Consider the following 2827-nt stretch of genomic DNA (forward strand, 5'->3'; position numbering starts at 1 on the left):
GGGAGAGGGTTCAGGAACGCGCTTGTCCCCCTACTTCGCCCCCTCGCGCTTGGACGCGTCCCGTTCGGCCCGTTCCTTCAGTTCCTCGTCCAGGCTGGCGGTATCCCACGCCCCGCCGGCGTCGCCGGGCCGCAGGCGCGCCAGGTCGGTGGCCAGCAGGCGGTCCATGGTCTGGGCGGCGTCGCGCGAGGCCAGGATATAGGCCTCTTCCTGGCCCCAGATCGGGCGTAGCTCCTCGAACGACTTGCGGTCGTGGCGGCGGAAGAACGAGGCGGCGCGATAGGCGCGGTGGGCGCGGTAGCCCAGCTTCTGCAGGGCCGTGGTGCCCAGGGCCAGTGCGGATTCGAAGGTCTCGCGCTCCACCGCGTCGGCGCCGTTGGCCAGCAGGTCGTAGGCGTGGCGGCGGTCCCAGGCGCGGGCCAGGATCACCAGGTCGGGATAGGCCTTGCGGGCGGTCTCCACCAGTTCGACGGTCTTTTCGCGGTCGTCGAGGGCGACGATCAGCATCCGGGCCCGCTCGATGCCGGCGGCGCGCAGCAGGTCCATCCGCGTGGCGTCGCCATAGTGCACCCGGCGGCCGAACCGGCGCAGCAGGTCGATCTGCTCGATGTCGCTGTCCAGCACCGTCGAGCGGAAACCGTTGGCGGTCAGCAGGCGGCCGGTGATCTGACCGAAGCGGCCGAAGCCGGCGATGATGATGTCGGGTTCGCTGTCGTCGAACTCGCCGGTCTCGGGGACCACCTTGGGGATCGCCGCGTCCATGGCCTGGGCGATGCGCTCGTAGAGGATCATCGCCACGGGCGTCAGGGCCATCGAGACCGCGACAGCGGCGGTCAGCAGGGCGGCCAGGGTGGCCCCGATCACGCCGGCCCCGACCGTGAAGGTCAGCAGCACGAAGGCGAATTCGCCGCCCTGGGCCAGGGCGGTGGCGACGGCCGCCGCGCCCCGCGCCGGGGCCCCGAACAGCCGGGCCAGGCCGAACATCACCAGGAACTTCAGGCTCATCAGTCCGACGACCAGGCCGATCAGCACCAGGGGCTGGCGAGCCACCAGGCCCAGGTCGATGCCGGCCCCGACGGTGATGAAGAACAGGCCCAGCAGCAGGCCGCGGAACGGCTCGATGTCGCTTTCCAGCTCGCGCCGGAACTCGCTCTCGGCCAGCACGACGCCGGCCAGGAAGGCCCCGAGGGCGGGAGACAGGCCGACCATCTGCATGATGTTGGCCACCCCGACCACGATCAGCAGGGCGGCGGCGGTGAAGATCTCGCGCAGGCGGGCCTCGGCGATGAAGCGGAAGATCGGCCGCACCAGGTAGCGGCCGCCGCCGACCACGATGCCGACGGCCGCCAGCACCGACAGGCCCTGGGCCCAGCGGGGCAGGTGCTCGACCAGGCTGGCCCCGCCGTGGCCGGCCGCTTCGGCGTGGACGCTGGGGGCGATGGTCGCCAGGGTCGGCAGCAGGGCGAACATCGGGATCACCGCCAGGTCCTGCAGCAGCAGGATCCCAAAAGCGGCGCGTCCGACCGGTCCCTGCCTCAGGCCTTTCTCGTCGAGGGTCTGCAGCACGATGGCGGTGGACGACATGGCCAGCACCATCCCCACGGCCAGGGCGGTCTGCCAGGGCAGCCCCAGCAGCATCGAGACGCCGGCGATGGCCACCGAGGTGCCGACGACCTGGGCGCCGCCGAAGCCGAAGATCGCCTTGCGCATGTCCCACAGGGTGGAGGGCTGGACCTCCAGCCCGATCAGGAACAGCAGGATGACGACGCCGAACTCGGCGAACTTCATGACGTCGGTCTGCTCGCCGACCAGCGACAGGGCGAAGGGGCCGATCACCACCCCGGCGATCAGGTAGCCCAGCACCGAGCCGAGGCCCAGACGCTTGGCGATCGGCACGGAGATCACGGCGGCGCCGAGATAGACCAGGGCCTGGAGGAGGAAGGGCATTAGCGGGTCATCCCTTCAAGCTGCACAATAACTCCGTCATCCCCCGCTTTATGCGGGGGACCCAAGCGGCGACGCCAAATCAAGCTGTGGCCAGCTCGGCTTGGGTCCCCCGAACAAGTCGGGGGATGACGACCTATTTGAGCTGACGCCAAACTCAAAATCATCACGCCCCCATCTCGGCGTCGGCCGGCGTGGTCATCAGCGAGGCGATGCGGGCCTTGTAGCGGCCGGCCTCCTCCTTGAGGTCCTCGTCGTTCTTGAGCGCCGCGCTATGCACCACGAAGGGCGTCTCCCAGACCATGCCGCACAGATAGGCCGTCTGCTCCAGCGGGCGCAGGAAGTCGTCCATGCTGAAGCGGTTGTAGCCGTGGGCGTGATAGGCCTTGGCCGCGCCGCCGGTGGTGCAGGCGGCGAACAGCCGCTTGCCGGCCAGGGCGTTGCCGTCGATGCCGTAGGCGAAGCCGTGCAGCCACACCAGGTCGAACCATTCTTTCAGCAGGGCCGGGGTCGAGTACCAGTAGAGCGGGAACTGCAAGGCGATGACGTCGTGGGCCAGCAGCTTTTCCTGCTCGGCCTCGATGTCGATCGCGAAGTCCGGATAGGTCTCGTAGAGGTCGTGGAAGGTGACCCCGGCCAGCCCCTTGGCGGCCTTGGCCAGGGCGCGGTTGGCGCGGGAGCGTTCCAGCGCCGGGTGGGCGAGGGTCAGCAGCACGCGCGAGGTGGCGGCGGCTTCCGTCCCGGTGCTAGTTTCCGCTGGGTGAGCCTGGTCCGTCACGCTGAAACTCCACAGATCGAAATTTTATTCATCAAGGGTTGAATTTCTTCGGCCGGCGGCTCAGAGCAATCGGCGAACGTCGCTCCGGGAGGAACCATGGTCGAC

Annotated in this window: 2 protein-coding genes; both read right to left on the minus strand. The window is 69.1% G+C overall.

What is annotated here, in order from left to right; genetic code table 11:
- Positions 1-30: 30 nt before the first annotated feature.
- Entirely contained in the window at positions 31-1947 is a 1917-nt protein-coding gene (locus tag PMI01_RS05835; RefSeq protein ID WP_007665212.1) for a monovalent cation:proton antiporter-2 (CPA2) family protein, read from the minus strand.
- Between the two features lie 163 nt (positions 1948-2110).
- Positions 2111-2722 (minus strand): NAD(P)H-dependent oxidoreductase, encoded by a 612-nt coding sequence (locus tag PMI01_RS05840; RefSeq protein ID WP_007665214.1) that lies wholly within the window; start codon positions 2720-2722, stop codon positions 2111-2113.
- Positions 2723-2827 lie beyond the last annotated feature (105 nt).

The sequence above is a fragment of the Caulobacter sp. AP07 genome, assembly GCF_000281955.1.
In the GTDB taxonomy this organism is placed as follows: Bacteria; Pseudomonadota; Alphaproteobacteria; order Caulobacterales; family Caulobacteraceae; genus Caulobacter.

Coding starts and splice junctions, on each gene's coding strand:
- PMI01_RS05835 (WP_007665212.1), bottom strand. CDS start 1,947: ATGCCCTTCCTCCTCCAGGCCCTGGTCTATCTCGGCGCCGCCGTGATC.